This window comes from Enterobacter sp. ECC-219 (assembly GCF_043966805.1).
In the GTDB taxonomy this organism is placed as follows: Bacteria; Pseudomonadota; Gammaproteobacteria; order Enterobacterales; family Enterobacteriaceae; genus Enterobacter; species Enterobacter cloacae_N.
Window position 1 is genome coordinate 1,011,456 of the sequence record NZ_CP143680.1, and the last position, 23,726, is coordinate 1,035,181.

The window sequence follows — 23,726 nt, forward strand, 5'->3', positions numbered from 1 at the left end:
AACTCCCGTCATCGTCGCTTTTGTGAGTGAAACGCGTCGTTCTTTAAGGCTTGCGCAACAGGTCGCGCAAATGATACTCATACGCCGCGTTAAAAAATCCCATAAACCAACGCAACACAATTCATACCCTTTCAGTATGTCTCCATATTCATGCAGTTTACGTGAATAAGGCGCTTCATTGAGGAAGTCAGTTTCTATGAAAAACGTTAAAGTCAGCCTGGCCTGGCAGATCTTAATCGCCCTTGTGCTGGGCATTCTGCTGGGCAGTTACCTCCACTATCACAGCGACAGCCGCGAATGGCTGATTGCGAACCTGCTCTCTCCGGCAGGCGATATTTTTATTCATCTGATTAAGATGATAGTGGTGCCGATTGTGATCTCGACGCTGGTGGTCGGTATCGCGGGCGTCGGTGATGCGAAGCAGTTAGGCCGTATCGGCGCGAAAACTATTCTCTATTTCGAAGTGATCACTACGGTTGCGATTATCCTCGGCATTACGCTGGCGAACGTGTTCCAGCCAGGCTCCGGGATCGATATGTCGCAGCTGGCGACGGTGGATATTTCGAAATACCAAAGCACCACTGCTGACGTGCAGAGCCATTCCCACGGTCTGATGGGGACTATCCTGTCGCTGGTGCCGACCAACATCATTGCTTCCATGGCGAAAGGCGAGATGCTGCCGATCATCTTCTTCTCGGTGCTGTTTGGCCTGGGGCTCTCCTCTCTGCCCGCAACGCACCGTGAACCGCTGGTCACCGTGTTCCGATCTGTCTCCGAAACCATGTTCAAAGTGACCCACATGGTGATGCGCTACGCGCCGGTCGGGGTGTTCGCGCTTATCGCAGTGACCGTGGCGAACTTCGGTTTTGCCTCCCTGTGGCCGCTGGCGAAGCTGGTGATCCTGGTGCACTTCGCGATCCTGTTCTTCGCGCTGGTGGTGCTGGGGATTGTGGCGCGCCTGTGCGGGTTGAGCATCTGGATCCTGATTCGTATCCTGAAGGATGAGCTGATTCTGGCGTACTCGACGGCAAGCTCTGAGAGCGTGCTGCCGCGCATTATTGAGAAGATGGAAGCCTACGGTGCTCCAGCGTCTATCACCAGCTTCGTGGTGCCGACCGGCTACTCCTTTAACCTGGATGGCTCAACGCTGTACCAGAGTATCGCCGCTATCTTTATTGCGCAGCTGTACGGCATTGACCTGTCGCTGTGGCAGGAGATCGTGCTGGTGCTGACCCTGATGGTGACGTCTAAAGGCATCGCTGGCGTGCCGGGCGTCTCCTTCGTGGTGCTGCTGGCTACGCTTGGCAGCGTCGGTATTCCGCTGGAAGGTCTGGCGTTTATCGCCGGTGTGGACCGTATTCTCGACATGGCGCGTACGGCGCTGAACGTGGTGGGGAATGCCCTGGCGGTGCTGGTTATCGCCAAGTGGGAACACAAATTCGACCGTAAAAAAGCGCTGGCGTATGAACGCGAGGTGCTGGGACGTTTTGATAAGACGGCCGATCAGTGATGTAAGGTATTCTACCCTCTCCCCTTTGGGGAGAGGGTTAGGTGGAGGGGATTCTACTCCCCGCTCAACGCATCAAACTCTTCACACCCCGTATCAAACCCTTCCGTACAGCTCAGGTTTAACCAATAGAGTGCTTTCTGTTTATTGGGCGTAATAAAGCCTTTCTCACCTTGCTGGAACAGCATTCCTGCCCAGTATTCGGCGTAGCCCGTGCGTGACAGAGACGAGCTGCGCTTAAACCATGACGCCGCCTGGACGTCGTCCTGCGCCACTTCTACGCCGTTGGCATAAATCAGCCCCAGCAGCAGCTGCGCATCGACCGCCGAGTCGTTGTCGATATCTTCGGTCGCCGTTTGCAGGAGCTTGATGGCCTGAGGATAGTCGGTTTTACCCGCCTGCGTGTTGACCAGCACGCGCGCCAGCATGATCGCGCCGCGTTTGCTGCCCGCGATGTTGGCCTGCTGTGCCAGGGCTTTGGCCTGGGCGTAATCGCCCTGCGTGAAGAGGATTTGTGACAACAGCGCCATGGCATCAACATCGCCGCCTTTTGCGGCTTTCTCTGCCCACAGCGCTGCCTGCTTTCTGTCACCGGAGCTGAAGTAGGTATCGGCGAGATAATACTGGGCGCGGGCATCGCCGGCTTCCGCCTGCTTCTGATATTGGCTGCCTATCTCATCCGCGCGGGCGAACGATGTTAAAAATAACAACAACAGAAAAATGGCTTTCATGGATTCTTATCATCTGGGTACACGCCGCGCAGTATAATCGCGGTAGCAAAAGAAAAAAATGGGTGCATTAAGACCTCAGCATCCTACAAGCCGGGCGGAACCGTGGTTCCGCCCGAAGAGGTTAGCCTGCGTTGCAGGCTAATTTCGCCGCCACCTCCTGATGTTCACCCTTTATTGAAAACTCGCAGAGCTTACCGCGAGTAATAAAGGTAAAAATCACTATCGCCAGGCAAACAATAAAGACGATGCCTAACGCAGCTTTTAATGGCGTCATGCCTTTTACTCCTTGTCAAAAAAAGAATAAGAGGCTACTCTCAACCTGTTGGTTGTTGAGGGGTAGCCTCGGGTGAATGAAAATTTCCCGGGGCTTTCCACTTTCTGTCCCTCAACAATGCTCAAGACAGAAAGTCTTAAGCACCCGCCGCACATCTTATCCCTCTGAATTAAAATGCAAAGATGTAATTCTGTTCAGCGCGAATTACATTATTTTTGCGAGCCGCTTTCCAGAATAATAATTGATATTTTTAATGTGCTAAGCGGAAATAAAAAGGGAGTGAATATATCACTCCCTTTATTCAACGATTAAATAACGGCTTCAGCCCATTGCGCTTTCACGCAGCCGTGCTTTCAGCTTGTTATATTCGTCGATCACATACTGTTCCGCCGCGCGTTGATCCGCAATCGGCTCCACGTTGACGGCGCAGTATTTATACTCCGGCGTTTTGGTTATCGGGCTTAGGTTCTCCGTCACCAGCTCGTTACAGGCACCAATCCACCACTGGTAGGTCATATAGACCGCCCCCTTGTTTGGACGGTCGCTGACCTGCGCGCGGGTGATGATGCGGCCTTTGCGCGAGTTCACCCACACCAGCGCTTCATCCTCAATGCCGAGGCGCTCCGCGTCGGCGGTGTTGATCTGCGCGTAGCCCGGCTCATCCGCCAGCGCCGCCAGCGCGGCGCAGTTGCCGGTCATCGAGCGACAGGAGTAGTGACCCACTTCACGCACGGTGGAGAGCACCATCGGAAACTCCTCGGTAAGCTTATCGATCGGCGCGACCCAGTCGCAGGTGAAGAACTGCGCCAGCCCGTTCGGGGTGTCGAACTTCTCTTTAAAGAGGTACGACGTCCCCTGGTCAGCTTCGGACTCATCACGGCACGGCCACTGGATATACCCCAGCTCACCCATTTTTTCATAGGTGGCACCGTAGAAGTCCGGACACAGACTGCGCAACTCGTCCCAGATTTCCTGAGTGTTGTTGTAGTGCATCGGGTAGCCCATGCGGGTGGCGATTTCGCTGATGATCTGCCAGTCGGTTTTCAGATCCCACTTCGGCTCGACCGCCTTAAAGAAGCGCTGGAAGCCGCGATCCGCCGCCGTGTAGACGCCTTCATGCTCGCCCCAGGAGGTCGACGGTAAAATGACATCCGCCGCCGCTGCAGTTTTGGTCATGAAGATATCCTGGACAATCACCAGCTCCAGATCCTCAAACCCTTTGCGCACCGCAGAGAGCTCGGCGTCGGTCTGGAGCGGATCTTCACCCATGATGTAGGCCGCACGCACTTCGCCGTGCGCCGCGCGGTGCGGCAGCTCGCTGATGCGATAGCCGGTGTGTTCCGGCAGGCTCTCGACGCCCCAGGCTTTTGCGAATTTCTCGCGGTTTTCCGGGAACTTAACGTACTGGTAGCCCGGATAAGTATCCGGCAGCGCCCCCATGTCGCACGCGCCCTGGACGTTATTCTGGCCGCGCACCGGGTTCACGCCCACATGCGCCTTGCCCAGGTTTCCCGTTAGCATCGCGAGGCTTGTCAGGGAACGCACGGTTTCCACGCCCTGGTAGAACTGGGTCACGCCCATGCCCCAGAGAATGGCGGCGGTTTTCGCCCCGGCATACATCCGCGCCGCCTGGCGGATCTCCTGTGCGCTGACGCCGGTTATTGCCTCTACCGACTCCGGCGTGTAGCCTTCGACGATTTTCCGATATTCTTCAAAGCCTTCCGTACGGCTCGCGACAAACGCCTGGTCGTAAAGATTCTCCTCAATAATGACGTGCCCCATTGCGTTCAACAGCGCGATGTTCGAGCCGTTTTTCAACGCGATGTGCATATCCGCAATGCGCGCGGTTTCGATTTTGCGCGGATCGCAGACGATGATTTTCGCCCCGTTCTGTTTAGCGCGAATAACGTGGTTCGCGACGATAGGGTGAGAATCCGCCGGGTTATAGCCGAAAATAAACACGAGATCGGTGTTATCTATCTCGTTGATGGCATTACTCATTGCGCCGTTACCGACCGACTGGTGCAGACCTGCAACCGATGGGCCGTGTCAGACGCGAGCGCAGCAGTCGACGTTATTGGTTCCAATAACGGCGCGCGCGAATTTTTGCATCACATAGTTAGTTTCATTCCCCGTCCCGCGTGAAGAGCCGGTGGTCTGAATGGCATCCGGGCCATACTTAGCCTTGATGGCGCCGAGGCGCGTGGCGACATAATCCAGCGCCTCATTCCAGGAGACGGCTTCCAGCTTGCCGCCGCGCTCGCGGCGGATCATAGGGGTTTTCAGGCGCGGGGTGAGGATTTGGGTATCGTTAATAAAATCCCAGCCGTAATACCCTTTCAGGCACAGCGTGCCCTGGTTGGTTTTCCCCTGCGCGGCCTCCGCCCGGACGATTTTGCCGTTATCGACCACCAGGTGGATCTTGCAACCTGAGGCACAATAAGGGCAAACCGTGACGACTTTTTTCATCAGTCTGCTCCAGTTAATCAAATCTTTCGCACCCACTAATGCAGCATCTATGCCATGTTTTTGATGTGGTTACTCCTGGGCTTTATGGGCGCTTTTCTGGTGAAAACCCTGACGAAAGGCCGACAATCGTCAAAATTGACGTGTCGAATGGGCAGCGGATGTGACATGGGTTGAATTTCCGTCATGGAAAAAACCATTTCACTGGAGCCGGCGGCAGAATGGTTCAGACTTAACATAATCCCCTGACGGAAGCATATGATGAAACCGGCGATTCTGGTGGTTGATGACGATATGGCGGTCTGCGAACTGCTGCAGGACGTGCTGAGTGAGCACGTCTTTACGGTGCTTGTCTGTCATAACGGCCAGGATGCGCTGAGACGGGTGCAGCAGGAGCAGGATATCGCCCTTGTTCTGCTGGACATGATGCTGCCGGATATCAATGGCCTGCAGGTTTTGCAGCAGCTGCAAAAGCAGCACCCGGCGCTACCGGTAATCATGTTAACCGGGCTGGGCAGTGAATCAGACGTGGTGGTAGGGCTGGAGATGGGGGCCGACGATTATATTGGTAAGCCGTTTAATCCGCGGGTGGTGGTGGCCCGGGTTAAAGCCGTGCTGCGCCGTACCGGGGCGCTGGCGGCAGAAGCGCCGATGCCACGCGCGGCGGGGATAACCTTTAACGACTGGACGCTGGAGACCACCCGCTGTGAGCTGATTGATCCGCAGCGTAACGTCGTGCCCCTGACCCAGGGGGAATATGGCCTGCTGCTGGCGCTCACGCAGAATGCCCGGCGGGTACTTAGCCGCGAGCAACTCCTTGAGCTCACCCACAGCGAAAGTACCGAGGTGTTCGACCGCACAATTGACGTGTTGATCATGCGCCTGCGCCGGAAAATTGAAGCTAACCCGCATCAGCCTGCGCTGATTAAAACCATACGCGGGCTGGGCTACGTTTTTGCCGCCGATGTGTCGCATAGCGAGAAAGCGGCCTAAGTATTCTCTTTAATAAACAGTTGCAGTTCGGCCAGCGTTTTCGCGCCGTCAATCGCATTGGCCGCCAGCAGGCTGGCCCGCGCGCAGGCGTGCGCCAGATGAATACTCTCCGTTAGCGTCAGCGATTCATGACAGCCGTATAAAAAGCCCGCGCAAAACGCGTCTCCCGCGCCGACGCTGCCGATAATCTCGTTCTGCTCCAGCTTCCACGACGGAACCCATTGGCCCGCTTCTCCCGGTGTTTCACCCCATGCCCCTTCCGGGCAGTGGATTACCACCCGCTGACGAACGCCTGCCGCCAGCAGCTGCGCAGCGGCATCGGCGATATGGGCGATGTTCAGCGCATCGTCGGCGTCGCGCATCTCCAGCCCGCTAAATTCGCCGGCTTCCAGCTCGTTAATCACCAGGTAATCGAGATGGCGCAGGGCAGGGAGTACCAGCGGCTGATAGCGTGGGTCGCCCTTGCGGGAGACCAGATCGAGCGAGGTTTCATACCCTTGCTCGCGCATTTGCGCCAGCAGCCGCGCGCTGCGGGTGCCAAATTCGTCATCCGGCATATCCAGACTGTCGAGCAGCAGCAGGTAGCCGAGATGGAAGATCTTCATCGATCCGTCGAGACGATCGAAAGCGGGGAGATCCAGCAGACGGTTGGCGCCCGGCGAGTGGAAAAAGGTGCGCTGCCCGCTGGGGTCGGTCATCACCTGCGACATGGAGGTCGGTGCGAAGGTGGTGCGCTGCACGCGCTGGCGGTTAACGTGATACTGATCGAGCATCGCCAGAATGTAATCCCCGTCACCGTCTTCCCCAATCAGCCCCACAGCCTGCAGCGGCAGGCTAACGTGCATTTTCGCCAGCGTCAGCAGAACGTTCAGCGGCGCGCCTCCGGTGGAACGTTCGCTGTGGGTGATTTCCGCCAGCCAGCCGCGCTCCGGCCACTGCACGATCTGGTGGACATGATCCACCAGCATATTGCCAGCGGCGATGATGCCTTTGCGTTCCATTATGCCTGCCTCGCGCTGCCGAAGATGCGCATCTGTTCGGCGACCGTATCGGTTATGGCCTCTTCTATCCCCAGCAGCAGCTCGGCAAACTCATCGTACAGCGGCTGGCGGTTTGCCATGCGCTGATCAACGGCATCCAGCGCGGCCTGCGACATGCCGGTATAAAAATTAATTTTATGAATGCCCAGCTCGATGGCGCGGCGGAAGTCGGCATCGCTAATGCCGGAGCCGCCGTGTAAAACCAGCGGCAGGCCCGTCTGCTGGCGAATGGCGTCCAGGCGGGGGAAATCGAGCTTCGGCTCGCCTTTGTATTTGCCGTGCGCGTTGCCGATGGCAACCGCCAGCGCGTCGATGCCGGTCTTATCGACAAATTCCCGCGCCAACTGAGGGTCGGTAAAGAACGCTTCATCCGCATGCCCGTAAAGCGCGCCGCCTTCATCACCGCCTACCGCGCCCAGCTCGGCCTCCACCGAGACGCCCACCGCGTGGCACATCTTCACCACCTCCCGCGTCTGGCGAATGTTTTCCTCGTAGCTCAGCGTCGAGCCGTCGAACATCACCGAGCTAAACCCTAAGCGCAGGGCGCGCACCACCGCCTCAAAATGCAGACCGTGGTCGAGGTTGAGCACCACGGGAATATCGTGACGGGCGGCTTCGAACTTCACCGCTTCGACAAGCGAATCCAGCGACACGTACTTAAAATGCACTTCGGCGATGTTGATGATAAACGGCGAGCGTTCCTGCTTCGCGGCGGCAAACAGCGCGCGCAGGAAGTGGGAGTCAAGCACGTTAAACGCGCCCAGCGCATAGCGATGCGCTCTGGCGTGCTCCAGACCTTCGGCAAGAGAAATCAATGGCATCATTCACCCCTTATATCCGAAACAGGTTGTACTCGTTGCACAGCACCAGCAGCGCCGGTTCATCTTCTTCGATGTTGTTATAGCGGGCAACGGGCTGCAAAAAGTGGTTGTCGTGCTCGTCGTCGTTTACCGATGACACCTCCCCGACCAGCACGTCGCCGAAGCCGCGTTCGCCCCAGAAACTGTGATACAGCCCTGGCGTAAGACAGATGCTTTCCCCAGGCGTGAGGCGCAGCTGGCTGCCGGGCGCGTGGGTCTGACGGCAGCCGTCGACGGTGACCGTCACGTCCGTGTTTTCGGTCTCTTCATGCGCTCCCGCATTCCACAATTCAACAATCAGATTCCCGCCGCCCCGGTTGATGATGTCTTCCCGCTTGCGCCAGTGGAAATGCATCGGCGTCACCTGGCCATCGCGCACGTGCATAATTTTTTCGGCATAGTTTTTTTCATAAGGCACGCCGTTGGGCGAGCCGTTGCGCAGGGTGAACAGCGTTAACCCCTGTGCGGCAAAATTGTTACCGCCGAACGCCGTCACGTCCCAGCCGAGCTTGAGGTCAAACACTTCCAGCCATGCGGCCTGCTCAAGCTGCTGCCATTTTGTGGGCGGAAAGCTGGCAAAAGGCGGGAGATGCACGTCGTGCATGGAAAAGAACTGTCGCGTGTGGCCGAGAATTTCATTGATGTCGGAGCGTTTCATGGGGACTCCTTGAGTTACGTGCAAAACCTTTCCCCTCACCCTGGCCCTCTCCCCATAGGGGAGAGGGAACTTGAACACCCTCTCCCCTATGGGGAGAGGGCAGGGTGAGGGGGTTACTTAACCGTCCACCCCTTATAGGTCCCGACGTTCTTTTTATCGATCATCGTCACCGGGATCAGCACCGGCGCTTTCGGCGCAGGTTTGCCCTGCAGAATGTCATAGCCGATCTCCACCGCCTTCGCCGCCATCACCTGCGGATCCTGCGCCGGGGTCGCCACAAACAGGGAGTTTTCGCGCTTCAGCGCCTCTTCACCGTCCGGGGAACCGTCCACGCCGACGATAAAGAACTCGTTGCGCTGGGCCTGTTTCGCCGCCAGATCGGCACCGATCGCGGTCGGATCGTTAATCGCGAACACGCCGTCGATCTTCGGATTCGCCGCCAGCAGAGAGGTCATCACTTCCAGACCGCCTTCACGGCTGCCCTTGGCGTTCTGGTTATCCGAGAGCACCTTGATGTCCGGATGTTTTTTGAATTCCGTCTGACAGCCTTCCACGCGGTTTTGCACCGCAGAGACCGGTGGTCCGTTGATGATCACCACGTTGCCTTTGCCTTTCAGGCGGTCGGTAATGTACTTACAGGCCATTTCCCCCGCCTGGGTGTTATCGGAGGTGATGGTTGCATCGGCCCCTTCCGCCGCCACGTCCACCGCGACGACCACGATCCCGGCGTCCTTCGCGCGCTTCACCGCCGGGCCGATCCCTTTGGAATCCGCAGCATTGAGAATGATCATGTCCACCTTCGCGGCGATAAAGTTATCGATCTGCGAAACCTGCTGGCCCAGGTCGTAACCGCTGGAGACCAGCGTCACCTTGACGTTATCCCCCGCCAGCTTGCGCGCTTCCAGCTCGGCACCTTTGGTGATCTGCACGAAGAACGGGTTAGCCAGGTCGCCCACCGTCACGCCGATGGACTTCAGATCTTTTGCCTGCGCAAACGGCGTTGCGGCAAGCAGCGCGCCAGCACAGAGCGCGGTCACTAAGGGTTTCAAACGCATCTTGTCTTCCTCGCTTGTAGGGTATTGTTGTTATGCACTTTGATGGTGTCGGGTACGGTATTTGTCGATCAGCACCGCTATGATGATCACCGCCCCTTTGATCACCAGCTGCCAGAAGTAGGAGACGCCCATCAGCGTCATGCCGTTGTTGAGGGTGGCGATGATCAGCGCGCCCACCAGCGTGCCGGTGATCGTGCCGATCCCGCCGACGAAGCTGGTACCGCCGAGGATCACCGCCGCAATCGCATCCAGCTCGTACCCCGTGCCGAGGTTGCCGTTGGCGCTGTAGAGGCGCGAGGCGCTCATGACGCCGCCAAGCCCGGAGAGCAGGCCGCTCATGCCGTAGACAAACAGCAGCACCAGCCAGACCTTAATGCCCGTTAAGCGCGCCGCCTGCATGTTGCCGCCCACCGCGTAGATGTGAACGCCGAGCGTGGTGCGGCGCAGGATGAACCAGCACACCGCAATCACCGCCAGCGCGATCACCACCAGCCACGGAATGGGGCCGAGGTAGTTATTGCCGATCCACTCGAAGCTGATGTTTGAGTTGATCACCGTCGTGCCATCGGCCAGCAGGTACGCCGCACCGCGCAGCGCCGTGTAGGTGCCGAGCGTGACGATAAACGGCGGCAGCCCGGCAAAGGCTACCAGCGCGCCGTTGAATAATCCCAGCACCATGCCGAGCATCAGCGCCGCTGGAATAGAGAGCATCGCAAATTCAGGGATTAGCGAGACCACCATCGCCGCCACCGCCGTGGTGCCCAGAATCGAACCTACGGAGAGGTCGATCCCGCCGGTCAGGATGATGAAGGTCATCCCGGCCGCCAGCACGATGTTGATGGATGCCTGGCGGGTGATATTGAGCAGGTTACTCTCGGTGAAGAAGTTCGGGGCAATAAAGCCAAATACCGCCACAATCAGGATCAGAATCGGTAAAATCCCGATCGTTTGCATCAGATCGCTCATCAGCATTTTTTTTGCGGAGGCGGATTTCGCCACCTGCTGCGGATGGGTAGGAGTTGTCATAATTACACCGCCTGATGATATGTGTCGTTCACGCCGGTTGCCAGCGTCATGATGTTTTCCTGAGAGATATCGTGCCCGTGAAGCTCACCCGCGATGCTGCCTTCCCGCATCACGTAGACCCGGTCGCTCATTCCCACCACTTCCGGCAGCTCGCTGGAGATCATCAGAATCGCCACCCCCTTGCGCGCCATCTGGTTCATGATGCGGTAGATCTCGCTTTTTGCGCCGACGTCCACGCCGCGCGTCGGCTCGTCCAGAATCAGAATGCGCGGGCCAATCGCCACCCAGCGGGAGATCAGCAGCTTTTGCTGGTTGCCGCCCGAAAGCCCGCCCGCGCGTACCTGAGAATGAGGCACGCGGATGTTGAGCAGGGCGATGGCGTCGTCGGAAATGGACTGGGCTTTTTTGCGGTTCAACATGCCAAAGGTGGCGTCGCGCTCCAGCGTCGCCATGGTGATATTCTCCTGCGCCGCCAGCTCCAGAAACAGCCCCTGCTCCTTGCGGTTTTCGGTGAGAAAACCGATGCCGTTTTCGATGGCCGCGCGCGGGGAGTGGATCACCACCGGTTCGCCGTCCACCTCTATCATCCCGCCGGTGGCCTTACGCACGCCGAAGATAAGCTGCGCCAGCTCGGAGCGTCCGGCTCCGACCAGCCCCGCCAGCCCGACGATTTCGCCGGAACGCACCTGCAGGCTGCACGGCTGTACTTTTTTACCGTCGGTGAGGTGGTGCACGTTCAGACGAGGGCTGCCGAGGGGAATATCACGCTCTTTGTTGAACAGGTCGCTTAACGGGCGGCCCACCATCATTTTCACCAGCTCGGAGGCGTTGAGCCTGTCGCGCGTGAGGCTCCCGACGTACTGCCCGTCGCGCAGAACGCTCACGCGGTCAGAGAGTTCATACACTTCCGCCATGCGGTGGCTGATATAGATAATCGCCATGCCCTCGTCGCGCAGGCGCAAAATCAGTTCGAACAGGCGGTGGGTTTCGCGGGAGGAGAGGGCGGCGGTAGGTTCGTCCATCACCAGAATGCGGCTGTTGCGGTGCAGCGCGCGGGCGATTTCCACCTGCTGCTGCTCGGCGATGGTCAGCTTCATCACCAGGTCTGTGGCGCTGAACTGCGCGCCGAGACGGTCAATCACCGCCTGCGCCTGGGCGGCCATCTCCTTGCGCTGGACCAGCCCGCCGCGCGACAGCTCGCTGCCGAGGAAGATGTTTTCGGCCACGGTAAGATTGGGCGCGAGCTGCATCTCCTGGTAAATCAGGGTGATGCCTGCGGCCAGCGCATCTTTTGGCCCTTTAATGTGAAACGGCTGGCCGTCGATCAGGATCTCGCCGCTGGTGGCGGTATAGGCTCCCGCGAGGATCTTCATCAGCGTGCTTTTTCCCGCGCCGTTTTCCCCCATCAGCGCGTGGATCTCACCGGGGAAGACCGTCAAATCCACACCCTTGAGCGCGTGGAAATTGCCAAAGGTTTTGGCAATGTGGCGCATCTCTAAAACCGGGATTCTGCTCATGGCGGACCTCCTGTGAATGTCGATATCTGCACTTCATCACAGGCGCGTAAATGCAAAATGTCAGAAGCTGTTCATATTTGTCATAGTTATGAATAGCGAATGTGGATCACAGTTACGGAGTCAACATGTCTTCACGCCCCCCGTTCTTCGCCAGCGCCCGAGGCCGCCTGCTGATTTTCAATCTGCTGGTGGTCGCCGTTACGCTGATGGTGAGCAGCGTAGCGGTGCTCGGTTTCCGTCACGCCAGCCAGATCCAGGAACAGGTGCAGCAGCAAACGCTGGACGACATGACCGGCAGCATGAATCTCGCCCGCGACACGGCCAACGTCGCAACGGCGGCGGTACGGCTTTCGCAGGTGGTGGGGGCGCTGGAGTACAAAGGCGAAGCCGAGCGACTAAAGCAGATGCAAACGGCGCTGCGCCGCTCGCTGGAGCAGCTTGCCGATGCCCCGCTGGCGCAGCAGGAGCCGGCGCTGGTGGCGCGGATTATTCGCAGAAGCAATGAATTACAGCAAAGCGTAACGGGGATGCTGGAGCGCGGGCAAAAGCGGCACCTTGAACGTAACGCGCTGCTGAGCTCGCTCTATCAAAGCCAGAGCTATTTGCGTCATCTTCAGGACATCAACCGCCGTTATGACAGCAACGTACCGGATGCGCAGCAGCTGATGGAGATGGATCGGCTGATCGCTGCCGCCATCGACACCCCTTCGCCGCGCGCGACCGTTCAGCAACTGGACGCTGTGACCGCCACGCTGCCCCGGAGCGCCATACAGCCGGTCGTGAAGGACGTTCTGCCCGATTTTAACGCCGAGTTGCGTCAGCTTGCCCCGCTGTCGAAGCAGCTGGAAGAGAGCGATCTGTCCATCAGCTGGTATATGTTCCACATCAAGGCGCTGGTGGCGATCCTCAATAGCGATATCAATCAGTACGTTGAGCAGGTGGCGCAGGCCTCCCGACTTCGCACGGCCCAGAGCCATCACGAGCTGCAATCCATCAGCGTGTTTATCAGCATCTTCGCCGTGCTGGCGCTGATCATTACCGGGTGCGCCTGCTGGTATATCTACCGCAATCTGGCCTCCAACCTGACGGCCATCTCCCGGGCGATGTCGCGACTTGCCCACGGCGAGCAGGATGTTTCCGTTCCCGCGCTGCAGCGGCGCGACGAGCTGGGCGAGCTGGCGCGCGCGTTTAACGTTTTTGCCCGCAATACCGCCTCGCTTGAGCACACTACGCGGCTGCTGAAAGAGAAAACCACGCAGATGGAGATCGACCGCATCGAGCGTCAGGGGCTGGAAGAGGCGCTGCTGCACAGCCAGAAAATGAAGGCCGTCGGACAGCTGACCGGCGGGCTGGCGCATGATTTTAACAACCTGCTGGCGGTGATCATCGGCAGCCTTGAGCTCACCGACCCCGAATCAAAAGACGCGCCGCGCATTAGCCGGGCGCTGAAGGCGGCCGAGCGTGGTGCCTTACTGACGCAGCGCCTGCTGGCGTTTTCCCGCAAGCAATCCCTGACGCCGCATGCGGTTGAGATGCTGCCGCTGCTGGAGAACCTCCGGGAACTGATGCGCCACTCCCTGCCTGCCACCCTGACCCTGGAAATTGAAGCGCAATCGCCTGCGTGGCCCGCGTGGATAGACGTCAGCCAGTTGGAAAACGCTATTATCAACCTGGTGATGAACGCGCGCGATGCGATGGAAGGACAAAGCGGGGTGATAAAAATCCGCACCTGGAATCAGCGCGTCACCCGCAGCGACGGGCGCAGGCAGGATATGGTGGCGCTGGAAGTGATTGACCGCGGCAGCGGCATGTCGCAGGAGGTGAAATCCCGGGTCTTTGAACCGTTCTTCACCACCAAGCAGACCGGAAGCGGGAGCGGGCTGGGCCTGTCGATGGTCTACGGTTTTGTGCGCCAGTCCGGGGGCCGGGTTGAGATCGAAAGCGCGCCGGGGCAGGGCACCACCGTGCGGCTGCACCTCCCGCGCTCGACGCTGCCCGCCGTTTCGGAGGATGAAGCGCTGGCTGCCACAACGTCCGTGGATAACGAGCGGCTTGTACTGGTGCTGGAAGATGAGGCGGACGTTCGTCAGACCCTGTGCGAACAGCTGCATCAGCTTGGTTACCTGACGCTCGAAGCGGACAACGGCGAGCAGGCCCTGAGCATGCTGGCGGCGTCGCCGGATATTGGCATGTTTATCAGCGATCTGATGTTGCCCGGAGGCCTGAGCGGGGCTGAGGTGATTAACCATGTGCGCAGCCATTATCCGCAGCTTCCGGTGCTGCTGATCAGCGGGCAGGATTTGCGCCCGGCGCACAACCCGCAGCTGCCGGACGTGCAGTTATTGCGTAAGCCGTTTACGCGGGCGCAGCTGGCGCAGGCGCTGCGGAAAGTCTGTTTATAAGCATTGATATTTCGGAATTCATCAAGAGCGTGAGTAAACCGGGGGATGCTAACCTGCGCAAAATTTGGCAGATTGGGATATAAAGGGAACTATGCCGGTACTTACAAGAGGGGACTCACAAATGATTGTGATGCCTACAACTTACAGCCCAAAGACCGTAGCAAGGTCTTTCAAGCTCGTTGATGAATTCGAACTCTCCGGGCGAGTGTTACATGTCATTTTTGATAGCCAGACGCCAAGAGCTGCGATTATTGAAGCGGATGTCGAAACCTTCGATGGTGTACCTCGGCATCGGGTTGTTGCTGCCCTGGATTTACAACGTAAAACGCATTTGGGGGAAGGTATCATTGCTGTCGAGCGTTGTTGGGAAGATACCAATGTTATTCAGGTAGAAGGTATATGCGTTGATCCAGCCGAGCGTGACAAGGGACTGGCAACTCGTCTGTATGAAGCCTTGGTATTACAGTGTGGCGTGACGCTTATTAGCGACTTTGAACAATATGAGGGTGGGAAGATGCTCTGGCAGAAAATTGCCCGCGAGTCTGACCAAATCGCTGTATTTGTTCTCGATACCGAGCAGGGAGCATTTTGGCCGTATGATGGTAGCAAGGTTATCTATGACGGGGGGTGTATACCCGAAGATCGTATCTGGAGTCATTCGCCGGATCAAAAATGTTATGGCATTGTACTGGTTGCAGAAAATAAACAGCGTGCGAATCAGCTGATGGAAGGCCCTGGACACAACTGAATTTGAGATTCCTCCGCTACCCCGGAACAATGCCGTTGATTACCGTAAGGCCAGTTCCCCTGCGAGTCTGGCCTTATGAAACGTTACTCTACCGCTCTGTTATTTGGTCTGCTGTCACTCACCAGCCAACTGGCGCATGCCGATGTGATTGATGATGCCATTGGCAACATTCAGCAGGCGATCAACGATGCCTATAACCCCAGCAGCAGCCGTAATGACGATGACGACGATCGTTACGACCGCAACCGTCAAATCGACAGCCGACAGTACGACGACCGTCGTCGGCAGCTTGAAGACCGACGCCGCCGCTTAGACGAGCGTCAGCGCCAGCTGGATGACGACAGACGTCGGTTAGAAGAAGATGAGCGTCGGTTAGAAGACGATTACGATCGAGGATAAGCGCAGCCTGTTGCCCTCACCCCAACCCTCTCCCACGGGAGAGGGAGAAAACCTAATCCAGCACCAGCACCATCCCGTCATATCCCGCTTCAATGCCGTCCGGTAGCGGATTATCCATCATCCACACGTCAAACTGATGGCTGATGTGGGTCAGGATCACCTGCGGGCAGCCAATCACCTCGTTCAGCGCAACCACGGTGTTTAAGTCGCAATGGTTGCGTGGGGTCTCGTCACGCGGTTCATGACTGCAGTCGATGATTATCGCCTGTGGCTGATTGTTGAGCAGAAACGTCACCGTTTTATCCGGCAGCCCGGCGGTATCAGAAAGCCACGCCACGCGGCTGTGGGCGGATTCCAGCAGATACCCGAAGGTCAGTTTTGAATGGTTGAGCGGCAGCGGCGTGACCCGCAGCCCCTGCAGCTCAAACATCACGAACGGCTCAACCGTGTGGCTGAAATCCAGAATTCCGGGATGTTTAAACAGGTCGTCGCACCCTGCGTCGTCCGGCGGGCCGTAGACCGGGATGGTTGCGCCCACGCCCCAGCGCAGGGGGAACAGCCCCTGGACGTGATCCATATGATAGTGCGTGAGCAAAAACTGCTGAAAGCTACCCGCCGGCCAGTCGTCCATCAGGTGCGGAATACCCGCATCCAGCAGGGTGACCGCATCGTTGAATTTGACCACCGCGCTGCAGGGGCGACGGCGATAGTTGTCCTGCAGGCGCGCCCGTCGACACGCCGCGCAGTCGCAGCCAAAGACCGGCACGAGCTGTGCACTTCCGGTTCCCGTTAACGTGATGGTCAGACTCATAACGCACCTCTACAGCGGTTTGGTGAATCGAAAATGGCTCTGCGTATATCCTTCACGAACGTAAAAACGGTGCGCGTCAGTGCGTTTCACGCTGGTGGAGAGCTCGGTCAGCTCCGCGCCGGCCTGCCGTGCCACCTCTTCCGCCCAGGCCAGCAGCTGGCTGCCCACCTTTAGCCCGCGCGCCTGCGGCATTACCACCAGCTCCTGGATCTCGCCGATCCAGCGCGCGTGATGGAGGTGAAACTGCATGTGCAGGCCGATCATGCCGACGACATGTCCGTCCAGCTCGGCAAGCTGGTAGCGCATGTTGTGATCCTGAAGGTTGGCAAGAAATCCGGCGTGGAACGCCTGATGGTCGAACTCTGCCTGCTTCAGTTCGCAGATCAGGGCATAGACAATCTGCGCATCGTCGGCGGTGGCGGGGCGAAGCTGGCAGTCAGGCATGCTGTTTCTCCTTCTGGCAGATAAGCGATAAAAAGGTCTCGACTGACTGTAGCAAACTTCCGTCGTTATTGAGGATGTGACAGCCCGACGGAGTGTAGCGCGCCGCACGTTCCAGCCGCTGGTCGATCTCACGCGCATTTTCCCGTCCCCGGCTTTGCAGCCGGCTGCGCAGGATATCCGGGGAAACCTGCAGGCAGACCGGCAGCAGCGCCGCTTCGTACCGGGCTTTTGCCTGCGGCAGATGCGCGCGCGAGCCGTTAACCAGCACGTCGAATCCCGCGTGCAGCCAGAGGTCAATCTCAATACCCACGCCGTAATAAAAGCCGTTGGCGTGCCAGCTCAGCGCCAGCAGATTTTGCCCGGCGCGGGTAAAAAACTCCTGCTCGCTCAGGGCGATATGGTTCTCGCTTCCGGCGTTGGCGGCGCGGGTAATGTAGCGGTGCGCCACCAGCAGCTGTGAATGTTCCCGCTGCCGCAGCGCCGAGAGCAGGCTGTCTTTCCCGGAGCCGGACGGCCCCATTAACCAGATGAGTCTTCCCATCAGAACACCCTTTTTCCCTGACGCCAGACGTGGTCGATATGAACGTGCTCGCCCCTGCGGTGGGCGAGCACCAGATCTGCCCGTTTGCCTTCGGCAATCTCACCGCGATCCTGAAGATTGAGCGCGGTGGCCGGGTTTTTGGTCACCAGGCGAATTGCCTGCGGCAGCGTAAAGCGGTTGCCCTCGTCGTCCGCCACCCGGAATGCCGCATCCAGCAGGCTGGCGGGGTAGTAGTCGGACGAGAGAATGTCCAGCAGGCCGAGGGAGGCGAGTTTGCTTGCCGCCACGTTGCCGGAGTGCGATCCGCCGCGCACGATGTTCGGTGCGCCCATCAGCACGTTCATGCCGTGCTGGCGCGACGCCTCAGCTGCTTCGAACGTGGTGGGAAATTCGGCTATTACGCTGCCAAGCTGGTGGGATTCGCGCACGTGCTCGCGCGTGGCGTCGTCATGGCTCGCCAGCGCGATATTCCGGTCCCGGCACATCGCGGCAATCTTAAGACGGTTGGGCTGCGACCACTGGGCCGCAAGCTGAAGCTGCTCTTCTTCGTAGCGCGCCATCTCCGCGTCGTTGAGCGAGTATTTGCCCTGATAGTATTCACGATACTTTTCAATGTTGGCGAACTGGCGCTGCCCCGGCGAGTGGTCCATCAGGGAGACCAGCGAGACCGGCTCGCGGCCCACCAGCTTTTCAAACAGCGGCAGCGTGGTGTGGTGCGGCAGTTCGCAGCGCAGGTGCAGACGGTGCTCGGCGCGGTTGAGGCCGCGCTTTTGCGTCTCCTCCACGGCGTTGATCATCTTCTCCAGATTCTCCAGGCGATCGCCGCCGTCGCGCACGTCTCCGATCGCCACCGCGTCCAGCACCGTGGTGATGCCGCTGGCGACCATCAGCGCGTCGTGGCTGCTCATCGCCGAATGGGCGGGCCAGTCCACCTTCGGGCGCGGGGTGAAGAATTTATCCAGATTATCGGTATGCAGCTCAATCAGCCCCGGCAGCAGCCAGCCGCCGTCGCCGTCCATCGCTTCAGGGGAACGGCTTTGGGTTTCGGCAAACGTGCGGATGACGCCTTCATGGATTTCAACCGAACCCTTAACGACCTCATTTTCCAGCACCAGCCTGATGTTATTGATAATCATGCGTTTGTCCCCATCGGGTGCAGTCTGTCTGCCACGCGGGTGCGTACGGCGTCGTCGTGGAAGATCCCGACGATCGCCGCGCCCCGCGCTTTGGCCTGTTCGATCAGCGCTATCACCGCTGCGCTGTTTTTAGCGTCGAGCGAGGCGGTGGGTTCATCCAGCAGTAAGATCGGATAATCGACGATAAACCCGCGCGCGATATTCACGCGCTGCTGCTCGCCGCCGGAAAAGGTCGACGGGGCGAGGTGCCACAGGCGCTCCGGCACGTTGAGGCGCGTCAGCAGGCTCGCGGCCCTGGCGGCACAGGTTTCACGCGGCACGCCGAGATCCAGCAGCGGCTGCATCACCACGTCCAGGGAAGAGATCCGCGGGATCACCCGCAGGAACTGGCTGACCCAGCCGATCGTCGAGCGGCGCACTTCCAGCACCTTGCGCGCCGGGGCCTGAACCAGATCGACCCATTCATCATTGTGGCGAATGCGGATGTGTCCTTCGTCCGGTAAATAGTTGGCGTACAGGGAGCGCAGCAGGGTGGATTTACCGCTGCCGGAGTGGCCGTGCAGCACCACGCATTCGCCGCTGCTGACCTCTAGCGAGGCATTTTGCAGCACCGGCAGGCGCACGCCGTTTTGCTGGTGGAGCACAAAGGTCTTACTTACGTTTTGTACGTGGATCATGTTGGCCTCTTAATTCTGTAATACCGAGGACACCAGCAGCTGGGTGTACGGATGGTGTGGATCGTCCAGCACCCGGTCGGTCAGCCCACTTTCCACCACCAGGCCCTGCTTCATCACCAGCAGACGGTCCGCCAGCAGGCGCGCAACGCCTAAATCGTGGGTGACAATCACCACCGCAAGGTTCAGCTCCACCACCAGACCGCGCAGCAGGTCGAGCAGGCGCGCCTGCACGGAGACGTCCAGCCCGCCGGTGGGTTCATCCATAAACACCAGCTTCGGATGGGTGACCAGGTTGCGGGCAATCTGCAGACGCTGCTGCATCCCACCGGAGAAGGTCGTCGGCAGGTCGTCGATGCGCGAGGCGGGGATTTCCACCTCCTCCAGCCAGTGCCGGGCGGTGGCGCGGATGTTGCCGTAGTGGCGCGCGCCGGTGGCCATCAGGCGTTCGCCGATATTGCCCCCGGCAGAGACCTGACGGCGCAGGCCGTCCATCGGATGCTGGTGCACCACGCCCCACTCGGTGCGCAGCAGGCGGCGGCGCTCGGCCTCGCTTATGCCGTAGAGGGAGCGTCCCTGATACAGGATCTCACCGTGTTGTGGCGCCAGGCGCGCGGAGATGGACTTCAGCAGGGTCGTTTTGCCGGAGCCGGACTCGCCGACGATCCCCAGCACTTCGCCCGGCCACAGCTCAAACGACACGTCGCTGAAGCCTTTGCCCGGCGCATATAGATGGGTGAGGTTATTAACCGAAAGCAGCGGTTTCATTGGCCGTTCGCCTCGCTCTGTTGGCGGCAGTAATCGGTGTCGGAGCAGACAAACATTCGTTTGCCCGTGTCGTCCAGCACCACTTCGTCGAGATAGCTGTGTCTGGAGCCGCAGATGGCGCACGGCTCGTCCCACTCCTGCACCGTAAACGGGTGATCGTCGAAATCCAGGCTTTCGACACGTGTATACGGCGGTACGGCGTAGATGCGTTTTTCACGTCCGGCACCAAAGAGCTGCAGGGCGGGCATCATGTCCATCTTCGGGTTATCGAATTTCGGGATCGGTGACGGGTCCATCACGTAGCGCCCGTTCACCTTCACCGGGTAGGCGTAGGTGGTGGCGATATGGCCGAAGCGGGCGATATCCTCATACAGTTTGACCTGCATTACCCCGTACTCTTCCAGCGCGTGCATGGTGCGGGTCTCGGTTTCGCGCGGCTCGATAAAGCGCAGCGGTTCCGGGATTGGCACCTGGAAAATCAGAATCTGATCTTCCGTCAGCGGAGTTTCCGGGATGCGGTGACGGGTCTGGATCAGCGTCGCGTCTTCGGTTTTTTCGGTGGTGTTGACGCCCGTTACGCGCTTAAAGAAGTTGCGGATCGACACCGCGTTGGTGGTGTCGTCCGCACCCTGGTCGATGACCTTCAGCACGTCCGCTTCACCGATCACGCTGGCGGTCAGCTGGATGCCGCCCGTGCCCCAGCCGTAGGGCATCGGCATTTCGCGGCCGCCGAACGGCACCTGATAGCCCGGAATAGCCACCGCTTTTAAAATAGCGCGGCGGATCATGCGTTTGGTTTGCTCGTCCAGATAGGCAAAGTTGTAGCCGCTTAAGTTAGTCATTGGCGCGCTCCCGTTGCAGGCGTTTCAGCAGTTCCAGTTCGGCCTGGAAATCGACGTAGTGCGGCAGCTTGAGGTGCGAGACAAAGCCAGCGGCCTCGACGTTATCCGCGTGGGCCAGCACGAACTCTTCGTCCTGCGCCGGGCCGGCGATGTGCTCGCCGTACTCCGGTGCCTGCAGGGCGCGGTCAACCAGCGCCATCGCCATCGCCTTGCGCTCGCCGAGGCCAAACACCAGCCCGTAGCCGCGGGTAAAGTGCGGATCTTCATTCTCTGGCGCGACGAAACCGTTCACCATTTCACACTCGGTCATTAGCAGTTCGCCGACGTTCACTGCAAAACCCAGCTCTTCCGGTACGATTTCAACGTCGATATAGCCGCTGCGGATCTCCGCCGCAAACGGGTGGTTGCGCCCGTAGCCGCGCTGGGTGGAGTAGGCCAGCGCCAGCAGATAGCCTTCGTCGCCTCGCATCAGCTGCTGCAGGCGGGACGAGCGCGAGCACGGGTAAACCGGTGGCGTGCGGGTAATGTCATCCGGCGCGGCTCCCGTGTCCTCTTCCGCCTTCGCCAGCCCCTGATTTGCCAGCAGGCTAAAGACGTGCGGAGACGGTTCCTGTTCGGCGTCTGAAGTGCTAAGCGTTGGGGCTTCGCCGTTCGCCAGCAGGGTGAAGTCCAGCAGGCGATGGGTGTAATCGTAGGTAGGGCCAAGCAGCTGGCCGCCGGGGATGTCTTTATAAACGGCAGAAATGCGGCGCTCCAGGCGCATCTCCGCCGTGTCTACCGGCTCGCTCACCGCCAGTTTGGCAAGGGTAGTGCGGTAGGCGCGCAGCAGGAAGATGGCTTCCACGTTATCGCCGCTGGCCTGCTTAAGGGCCAGCGCCGCCAGCTCGCGGTCGGCGATGCCGCCCTCGGTCATCACCCGGTCAACCGCGAGGTTAAGCTGCTGTTCAATCTGGGCGACGCTCAGCTCGGGAAGCCGTTCATCGCCCCGTCGTCTGTGTTCCTGCAAGGCATGGGCGGCGGCGATGGCCTTTTCGCCCCCTTTGACGGCTACGTACATCAGCACACCTCCACGTGGGTGGTTCGCGGGATCGCCAGCAGGCGTTCGCCGCAGGTCAGGATCAGGTCAATGCCCAGCGGGAACGGGTGCGGGCGCTCGGTCAGCTCGTGAATGATGCACTCCGGCAGCTGCGGCGCGACCATGCGCTCGTCGGCGATGCCTGCGCCCGTCAGGCGCAGCATGCGGCCGCCGCTCAGGCTGGAGACCTGCAGGATCAGCGTGGCGCTGGTCTCCGGGGCGACGGCGCTGCCTTCGCTCAGGGCGTTGAGCTGTTCATGGCTGATTTGCTCATCGGCCACGGCAAAAACCGCCTGCTGGGGCTGATCGACCAGCGGGGCGCTGGTGTGAAAACGCAGGTTCTGGCTGGCGATATCGTTCGACAGGGCACCTGACAGCCATACCGGGGTATCGTTGTCCGCCAGCGTCAGCAGCACGCTGGCGGAGGCGAGGTTCAGCGGCAGCCAGCCCTGAGAGAGCTGGTGCAGGGAGACAATCACGCCCGGCTCGCTCATGGCCTTCAGCAGGCGACGAAAACTTTGTTGGGCATCCTGGACGGCCAGGGTAAAAGCAGGTTGAAGCGTCATGCGTTATCTCCGCGAACGAGCGTAAAGAAGTCGACCCGGCTGGTGTTCACTTCGGCCTGACGGGCGGCAACCCGTGCGGCGCGGTCGGCTTCCAGCGGGGCAATAAGGGTTTCCATTAACGTCTGGAAATGCGGGGGTTCCTGCAAAAGGGCGTCGATTACCGCGCAGCGCTCGGCGTGCGCCTTATCGCGACCCAGCACATAGCTGTAGCCCAGCGTACCGCTGTTCAGGCGGATCGCCGCGTGGGTGAGGGTGGCGTCGCCTGCAAAAAAGCGCTGGCCGGTGCCGCCCATCCGCGCCTGGATTTGTACCAGGCCGATTTCCGGCGCGCGGATCGTGTCGTAGTCAGGCGCCAGGCCCAGCGCGTTCATGCGCTCGCGCAGGGCGGCAGGCTGGCAATGGGCCAGCACGCGCATCCAGCGCTGTCGGGTGGAGGTATCGACGTGCATTCAGTGCTCCATGGTGAATTCAATCATGTCGGCGCGGGTCAGGCTGACGGAGTATTCCGTCGCGTTGATCTCGCCGTCACGGTGGTTGAGGGTGCGTACGCAGAGCAGCGGGGCCATGTTGGGAATTTCGAGCACCTTGCTCTCTTTTGCCTGCGCGCGGCGGGCGCTTATGCGCGTCTGGGTGCGCTTGAGGGCGATGCCCGTGGCATCCTGAAGAAAGTCGTGCAGAGAACCGCTGGTAAAGTTTTGCAGTACGGGCCAGAGGGCCAGGTCCGCGAAGTAGTGGTCAATCTGGCACACCGCCACGCCGTTGACCCGACGCAGCGTGCGCAGGTGAATGACGTTATCACCCTCCTGTATCCCCAGCGCGTCCGCCACGTGGCTGGAGGCCGGGCGCAATACCGAGAGCAGCTTTTCGCTGGTCGGGTGGCTGCCCTGATCCAGCAGGTTCTGGCTAAAGCGCGCCTGGGCGTTAAGCGGGTAGTCGAACGGGCGCATCAGCACCAGCACGCCCACGCCCTGGCGGCGCTGCACCCAGCCGCGCTCGACCAACTGGTCAATGGCGCGGCGCAGGGTATGGCGATTGACCTCGTAGCGGTCGGCAAGCTGCTGCTCGGCGGGCAGGTAGTCCCCGCAGCGGTAGTGCGTGCGCAGCTCCACTTCGAGCTTTGCCGCAATCTCCTGCCAGCGGGTGGGGTAACTGGTCGGATGTCTGGATAAGTGCATACAAATCAAAGCCTCGCT

The 23,726-nt window shown here is 59.6% G+C and carries 25 protein-coding genes; 5 read left to right on the forward strand and 20 right to left on the reverse strand.

The features are described from left to right. The first annotated feature begins 196 nt into the window (after positions 1-196). Positions 197-1,510 carry a glutamate/aspartate:proton symporter GltP gene (gene gltP, locus V1603_RS04685; protein WP_116343856.1) on the forward strand — a complete coding sequence of 438 codons (1,314 nt, stop codon included), beginning with the start codon at positions 197-199 and terminating at the stop codon, positions 1,508-1,510. 53 nt (positions 1,511-1,563) lie between these two features. Here the strand turns inward: gltP and V1603_RS04690 are convergent, their stop codons facing one another. The 3 genes from V1603_RS04690 to fdhF all read right to left on the reverse strand — a co-directional run bounded on the left by V1603_RS04690 (position 1,564) and on the right by fdhF (position 4,981). Beyond that, a complete protein-coding gene (locus tag V1603_RS04690; RefSeq protein WP_116343857.1) occupies positions 1,564-2,238 on the reverse strand; it encodes a tetratricopeptide repeat protein in 675 nt (224 codons plus the stop codon). A 121-nt stretch (positions 2,239-2,359) separates the two neighbouring features. Further along, entirely contained in the window at positions 2,360-2,512 is a 153-nt protein-coding gene (locus V1603_RS04695) for a Hok/Gef family protein (protein WP_395313555.1), read from the reverse strand. Between the two features lie 321 nt (positions 2,513-2,833). After that, the gene (gene fdhF / locus V1603_RS04700) at positions 2,834-4,981 is read right to left on the reverse strand and encodes a formate dehydrogenase subunit alpha (RefSeq protein ID WP_166709806.1); all 2,148 of its coding nucleotides are present in this window, start codon (positions 4,979-4,981) and stop codon (positions 2,834-2,836) included. 258 nt (positions 4,982-5,239) lie between these two features. Between fdhF and V1603_RS04705 the strand changes: the two genes are divergently transcribed. Beyond that, a complete protein-coding gene (locus tag V1603_RS04705; RefSeq protein WP_395313968.1) occupies positions 5,240-5,971 on the forward strand; it encodes a response regulator in 732 nt (243 codons plus the stop codon). Here V1603_RS04705 and V1603_RS04710 read toward each other — a convergent pair. The 6 genes from V1603_RS04710 to V1603_RS04735 all read right to left on the reverse strand — a co-directional run bounded on the left by V1603_RS04710 (position 5,968) and on the right by V1603_RS04735 (position 12,127). Continuing rightward, positions 5,968-6,975 (reverse strand): carbohydrate kinase family protein, encoded by a 1,008-nt coding sequence (locus V1603_RS04710; RefSeq protein ID WP_116343860.1) that lies wholly within the window; start codon positions 6,973-6,975, stop codon positions 5,968-5,970. The genes V1603_RS04705 and V1603_RS04710 overlap by 4 nt on opposite strands. Then, positions 6,972-7,832: a ketose 1,6-bisphosphate aldolase gene (locus tag V1603_RS04715; RefSeq protein ID WP_166712662.1), complete on the reverse strand. Its 861-nt coding sequence runs from the start codon at positions 7,830-7,832 to the stop codon at positions 6,972-6,974. The genes V1603_RS04710 and V1603_RS04715 overlap by 4 nt, the downstream gene beginning before the upstream one ends. A gap of 10 nt (positions 7,833-7,842) precedes the next feature. Next, complete coding sequence (locus V1603_RS04720; protein WP_163331062.1) at positions 7,843-8,529, reverse strand: D-lyxose/D-mannose family sugar isomerase; 687 nt, start codon at positions 8,527-8,529, stop codon at positions 7,843-7,845. Positions 8,530-8,642: 113 nt separating this feature from the next. Beyond that, on the reverse strand, positions 8,643-9,584 hold the full coding sequence (locus V1603_RS04725) for an ABC transporter substrate-binding protein (RefSeq protein WP_008500045.1): 942 nt from the start codon (positions 9,582-9,584) through the stop codon (positions 8,643-8,645). A gap of 30 nt (positions 9,585-9,614) precedes the next feature. Next, the gene (locus V1603_RS04730) at positions 9,615-10,610 is read right to left on the reverse strand and encodes a ribose ABC transporter permease (RefSeq protein ID WP_116343863.1); all 996 of its coding nucleotides are present in this window, start codon (positions 10,608-10,610) and stop codon (positions 9,615-9,617) included. A 2-nt stretch (positions 10,611-10,612) separates the two neighbouring features. Continuing rightward, on the reverse strand, positions 10,613-12,127 hold the full coding sequence (locus tag V1603_RS04735; RefSeq protein ID WP_395313556.1) for a sugar ABC transporter ATP-binding protein: 1,515 nt from the start codon (positions 12,125-12,127) through the stop codon (positions 10,613-10,615). Between the two features lie 125 nt (positions 12,128-12,252). Here V1603_RS04735 and V1603_RS04740 point away from each other — a divergent pair, with 125 nt between their 5' ends. The 3 genes from V1603_RS04740 (at position 12,253) to yjdP (ending at position 15,676) form a co-directional block, all read left to right on the forward strand. Further along, a complete protein-coding gene (locus V1603_RS04740) occupies positions 12,253-14,529 on the forward strand; it encodes an ATP-binding protein (protein ID WP_395313557.1) in 2,277 nt (758 codons plus the stop codon). Between the two features lie 121 nt (positions 14,530-14,650). Beyond that, positions 14,651-15,277, forward strand: a complete 627-nt coding sequence (locus V1603_RS04745; RefSeq protein WP_163331065.1) for a GNAT family N-acetyltransferase — start codon at positions 14,651-14,653, stop codon at positions 15,275-15,277. Between the two features lie 75 nt (positions 15,278-15,352). Beyond that, positions 15,353-15,676 carry a DDRRRQL repeat protein YjdP gene (gene yjdP / locus V1603_RS04750; RefSeq protein ID WP_116343867.1) on the forward strand — a complete coding sequence of 108 codons (324 nt, stop codon included), beginning with the start codon at positions 15,353-15,355 and terminating at the stop codon, positions 15,674-15,676. A gap of 52 nt (positions 15,677-15,728) precedes the next feature. Here yjdP and phnP read toward each other — a convergent pair whose 3' ends face one another. Genes phnP through phnF form a run of 11 tightly spaced genes read right to left on the reverse strand, consistent with a single transcriptional unit; the run spans position 15,729 to position 23,708 of the window. After that, complete coding sequence (phnP, locus tag V1603_RS04755; protein WP_116343868.1) at positions 15,729-16,487, reverse strand: phosphonate metabolism protein PhnP; 759 nt, start codon at positions 16,485-16,487, stop codon at positions 15,729-15,731. A 9-nt stretch (positions 16,488-16,496) separates the two neighbouring features. Next, positions 16,497-16,931 carry an aminoalkylphosphonate N-acetyltransferase gene (gene phnO, locus V1603_RS04760; RefSeq protein ID WP_163331067.1) on the reverse strand — a complete coding sequence of 145 codons (435 nt, stop codon included), beginning with the start codon at positions 16,929-16,931 and terminating at the stop codon, positions 16,497-16,499. Next, positions 16,924-17,475 carry a ribose 1,5-bisphosphokinase gene (phnN, locus tag V1603_RS04765; RefSeq protein ID WP_302220761.1) on the reverse strand — a complete coding sequence of 184 codons (552 nt, stop codon included), beginning with the start codon at positions 17,473-17,475 and terminating at the stop codon, positions 16,924-16,926. The genes phnO and phnN overlap by 8 nt, the downstream gene beginning before the upstream one ends. Further along, positions 17,472-18,608 (reverse strand): alpha-D-ribose 1-methylphosphonate 5-triphosphate diphosphatase, encoded by a 1,137-nt coding sequence (gene phnM, locus V1603_RS04770; RefSeq protein ID WP_395313558.1) that lies wholly within the window; start codon positions 18,606-18,608, stop codon positions 17,472-17,474. The genes phnN and phnM overlap by 4 nt, the downstream gene beginning before the upstream one ends. Next, complete coding sequence (gene phnL, locus V1603_RS04775; RefSeq protein ID WP_163331069.1) at positions 18,605-19,285, reverse strand: phosphonate C-P lyase system protein PhnL; 681 nt, start codon at positions 19,283-19,285, stop codon at positions 18,605-18,607. Before phnL ends, phnM begins: the two co-directional genes overlap by 4 nt. A gap of 9 nt (positions 19,286-19,294) precedes the next feature. Continuing rightward, positions 19,295-20,050 carry a phosphonate C-P lyase system protein PhnK gene (gene phnK, locus V1603_RS04780; RefSeq protein ID WP_163331070.1) on the reverse strand — a complete coding sequence of 252 codons (756 nt, stop codon included), beginning with the start codon at positions 20,048-20,050 and terminating at the stop codon, positions 19,295-19,297. Then, positions 20,047-20,892 carry an alpha-D-ribose 1-methylphosphonate 5-phosphate C-P-lyase PhnJ gene (phnJ, locus tag V1603_RS04785; RefSeq protein WP_116343873.1) on the reverse strand — a complete coding sequence of 282 codons (846 nt, stop codon included), beginning with the start codon at positions 20,890-20,892 and terminating at the stop codon, positions 20,047-20,049. The genes phnK and phnJ overlap by 4 nt, the downstream gene beginning before the upstream one ends. Then, the gene (locus V1603_RS04790) at positions 20,885-21,949 is read right to left on the reverse strand and encodes a carbon-phosphorus lyase complex subunit PhnI (RefSeq protein WP_116343874.1); all 1,065 of its coding nucleotides are present in this window, start codon (positions 21,947-21,949) and stop codon (positions 20,885-20,887) included. Before V1603_RS04790 ends, phnJ begins: the two co-directional genes overlap by 8 nt. After that, positions 21,949-22,533 (reverse strand): phosphonate C-P lyase system protein PhnH, encoded by a 585-nt coding sequence (gene phnH, locus V1603_RS04795; protein ID WP_395313559.1) that lies wholly within the window; start codon positions 22,531-22,533, stop codon positions 21,949-21,951. Before phnH ends, V1603_RS04790 begins: the two co-directional genes overlap by 1 nt. Beyond that, on the reverse strand, positions 22,530-22,982 hold the full coding sequence (phnG, locus tag V1603_RS04800; RefSeq protein ID WP_395313560.1) for a phosphonate C-P lyase system protein PhnG: 453 nt from the start codon (positions 22,980-22,982) through the stop codon (positions 22,530-22,532). The genes phnH and phnG overlap by 4 nt, the downstream gene beginning before the upstream one ends. Then, positions 22,983-23,708: a phosphonate metabolism transcriptional regulator PhnF gene (phnF, locus tag V1603_RS04805; RefSeq protein ID WP_163331072.1), complete on the reverse strand. Its 726-nt coding sequence runs from the start codon at positions 23,706-23,708 to the stop codon at positions 22,983-22,985. Between the last annotated feature and the right edge of the window lie 18 nt (positions 23,709-23,726).

What these genes read in the sequence shown, in the direction of transcription:
- gltP (WP_116343856.1), top strand. Translation starts at nt 197, where the DNA reads ATGAAAAACGTTAAAGTCAGCCTGGCCTGGCAGATCTTAATCGCCCTT.
- V1603_RS04690 (WP_116343857.1), bottom strand. Translation starts at nt 2,238, where the DNA reads ATGAAAGCCATTTTTCTGTTGTTGTTATTTTTAACATCGTTCGCCCGC.
- V1603_RS04695 (WP_395313555.1), bottom strand. Translation starts at nt 2,512, where the DNA reads ATGACGCCATTAAAAGCTGCGTTAGGCATCGTCTTTATTGTTTGCCTG.
- V1603_RS04705 (WP_395313968.1), top strand. Translation starts at nt 5,240, where the DNA reads ATGAAACCGGCGATTCTGGTGGTTGATGACGATATGGCGGTCTGCGAA.
- V1603_RS04715 (WP_166712662.1), bottom strand. Translation starts at nt 7,832, where the DNA reads ATGCCATTGATTTCTCTTGCCGAAGGTCTGGAGCACGCCAGAGCGCAT.
- V1603_RS04720 (WP_163331062.1), bottom strand. Translation starts at nt 8,529, where the DNA reads ATGAAACGCTCCGACATCAATGAAATTCTCGGCCACACGCGACAGTTC.
- V1603_RS04725 (WP_008500045.1), bottom strand. Translation starts at nt 9,584, where the DNA reads ATGCGTTTGAAACCCTTAGTGACCGCGCTCTGTGCTGGCGCGCTGCTT.
- V1603_RS04730 (WP_116343863.1), bottom strand. Translation starts at nt 10,610, where the DNA reads ATGACAACTCCTACCCATCCGCAGCAGGTGGCGAAATCCGCCTCCGCA.
- V1603_RS04735 (WP_395313556.1), bottom strand. Translation starts at nt 12,127, where the DNA reads ATGAGCAGAATCCCGGTTTTAGAGATGCGCCACATTGCCAAAACCTTT.
- V1603_RS04740 (WP_395313557.1), top strand. Translation starts at nt 12,253, where the DNA reads ATGTCTTCACGCCCCCCGTTCTTCGCCAGCGCCCGAGGCCGCCTGCTG.
- V1603_RS04745 (WP_163331065.1), top strand. Translation starts at nt 14,651, where the DNA reads ATGATTGTGATGCCTACAACTTACAGCCCAAAGACCGTAGCAAGGTCT.
- yjdP (WP_116343867.1), top strand. Translation starts at nt 15,353, where the DNA reads ATGAAACGTTACTCTACCGCTCTGTTATTTGGTCTGCTGTCACTCACC.
- phnP (WP_116343868.1), bottom strand. Translation starts at nt 16,487, where the DNA reads ATGAGTCTGACCATCACGTTAACGGGAACCGGAAGTGCACAGCTCGTG.
- phnO (WP_163331067.1), bottom strand. Translation starts at nt 16,931, where the DNA reads ATGCCTGACTGCCAGCTTCGCCCCGCCACCGCCGACGATGCGCAGATT.
- phnM (WP_395313558.1), bottom strand. Translation starts at nt 18,608, where the DNA reads ATGATTATCAATAACATCAGGCTGGTGCTGGAAAATGAGGTCGTTAAG.
- phnL (WP_163331069.1), bottom strand. Translation starts at nt 19,285, where the DNA reads ATGATCCACGTACAAAACGTAAGTAAGACCTTTGTGCTCCACCAGCAA.
- phnK (WP_163331070.1), bottom strand. Translation starts at nt 20,050, where the DNA reads ATGAAACCGCTGCTTTCGGTTAATAACCTCACCCATCTATATGCGCCG.
- phnJ (WP_116343873.1), bottom strand. Translation starts at nt 20,892, where the DNA reads ATGACTAACTTAAGCGGCTACAACTTTGCCTATCTGGACGAGCAAACC.
- V1603_RS04790 (WP_116343874.1), bottom strand. Translation starts at nt 21,949, where the DNA reads ATGTACGTAGCCGTCAAAGGGGGCGAAAAGGCCATCGCCGCCGCCCAT.
- phnH (WP_395313559.1), bottom strand. Translation starts at nt 22,533, where the DNA reads ATGACGCTTCAACCTGCTTTTACCCTGGCCGTCCAGGATGCCCAACAA.
- phnG (WP_395313560.1), bottom strand. Translation starts at nt 22,982, where the DNA reads ATGCACGTCGATACCTCCACCCGACAGCGCTGGATGCGCGTGCTGGCC.
- phnF (WP_163331072.1), bottom strand. Translation starts at nt 23,708, where the DNA reads ATGCACTTATCCAGACATCCGACCAGTTACCCCACCCGCTGGCAGGAG.